This is a genomic window from Nostoc sp. CALU 546 (assembly GCF_048836525.1).
On sequence record NZ_JAWJTF010000345.1, the window covers coordinates 1 to 2,011 of the forward strand.

Below are 2,011 nucleotides of genomic sequence, written 5' to 3' on the forward strand. Positions count from 1 at the left end.
CCAAGGTTTTACCCCACCCTAACCCTCCCCGATGCATTGGGGAGGGAACTAGATTTTCTATTTCCCCCCTTTGCAAGGCTACGGTGTACACACAAGTCGAAAAAAGATCAATTTCTCATTGTTATCTCGTTTATCTCGTTCCTATGCTCTGCATAGGAATGCCTGATTAGAGACTCAAACCCCCAAAGTTCGTTGATATAGTTAACAACTTGTTTAAATTTAGGTTGATAAAAAAGGTGAAAATTAATTTTGCGTTGCTCGAAATCCTTGGTAGGGACAATTCATGAATTATCCCTACATCATTTTCACCAGATGGCTGCCAATAACACGAATGACAGCCTTTTATTTACTAACGGAACATACTACTGACTGAAGTATCTTCATGAATCCGCCAGATAGTTTCTCCTAAGAGATTAGCTACTGACAGCACCACTAGTTGGGGAAAACGATTGTTTTCTGGTATGGGAATCGTATTGGTGACAATGACTTCCTCAAGCAATCCACTGGACAACCGCTCCACAGCTGGTGGAGAGAAGACTGCATGAGTTGCACAGGCGTATACTTGACGCGCTCCTTCTTCACGGAGTAATCGCGCTCCTTCTGCGATCGTTCCTCCAGTGTCGATCATGTCATCCACCAACACTGCCGTTTTGCCTTTAACATCGCCGATAACATTTAACACTTCTGCGACATTATGTGCCTGACGACGTTTGTCAATAATTGCCAGTGGGGCATCATTCAGTTTTTTGGCAAATGCTCTGGCTCGTGCGACACCACCAACATCAGGGGAAACAACTACTAGGTCGGGCAGTTGTTTGCTGGCTAGATAATCTAGCAATACTGGCGAACCGTAAACATGATCAAAAGGTATATCGAAATAGCCTTGAATCTGAGCCGAGTGTAAATCCATTGCTAGAACGCGGTTGGCACCTGCTTCGGTGATCAAGTTAGCAACCAGCTTGGCAGTTATTGACTCTCGTCCTGCTGTTTTGCGATCGGCACGAGCATAGCCATAGTAAGGAATTACTGCCGTCACCTGTCGCGCAGAAGCCCGACGACAAGCGTCAACCATAATCAATAATTCCATCAAATGATCGTTTACAGGTTGACAACATGGCTGGATTAAATAGACATCACAACCTCGAATCGATTCTTGGATTTGAACGTAAAGTTCTCCGTCCGCAAATCTTTTGCGAATCATTGGCCCCAAGTCCATGCCCACATAACGAGCGACTTCTTGAGACAGTTGTATATTGGCGGAGCCAGAAAAAAGTCTCAGGCGATGATTCTCGGTCAGCCCTGTTGCAGATGGTTGCATTTTGAAAGTTGCAGAACTGAGAACAGCAGATCCTCTATGTGGATTCATAGCAATATTATCATTGGAGATTTAATAGATTTAACCGATAAATAGCCTAAAAAAACATCTGTGAGTTTTGTTAAAGCTTCCATACAAAATTTAAACATTTTCCCATAAAATTATCATTCGCTAACTGTCTAATTTTCTTGGCAAGCAAACTATTGATAGCTTAACGGACATCAAGTCTGTCTACTAGGTCTATAGTTCAAATTTTTTTGAGTTGAGGCAAATAACCTCAATTTATCAAAATATTGGTGTAATAGTTTGCTTCTTCTAAATACCTCATTTATAACTGACAGTAAAGCATTGACAAGTTAAATGATATTTAAGTTTGCTCTTAGACAAGAGAACATTTGGGACTAAGTGTTTAGGGTGTATCTTATTATATTCTATGATACTAGCAATAAATAAATAAACTGGCAGATTTAATTTTAAGTTTTAATTCACACAATAAAATTCCAAAATAACGGAAAAAGAGGAAAAGCTTTGAATACATTCTTTTAGCCAATACCTCCAACCCCTTTCACCAGACCACCAGGAAAGTGAAAAATGCTTATCCTAACCCTATTGTCCTGCCTCGTGACCCCTGCCCCCTGCCTCTTTCCTCCTTACTTCTTTTGCGTATACTCCTAACTGAGGGTATTCCCATTAGGT

General features: G+C 41.1%; 1 protein-coding gene. It reads right to left on the reverse strand.

Going from position 1 to position 2,011, the window contains the following annotated elements; all coding sequences use genetic code 11:
• Window positions 1-349: 349 nt before the first annotated feature.
• Window positions 350-1,366 (reverse strand): ribose-phosphate pyrophosphokinase, encoded by a 1,017-nt coding sequence (locus RRG12_RS43525; RefSeq protein WP_420761946.1) that lies wholly within the window; start codon window positions 1,364-1,366, stop codon window positions 350-352.
• Between the last annotated feature and the right edge of the window lie 645 nt (window positions 1,367-2,011).

Bases quoted from the DNA above. Each gene is read 5' to 3' on its own strand.
- RRG12_RS43525 (WP_420761946.1), bottom strand. From the start codon at position 1,366: ATGAATCCACATAGAGGATCTGCTGTTCTCAGTTCTGCAACTTTCAAA.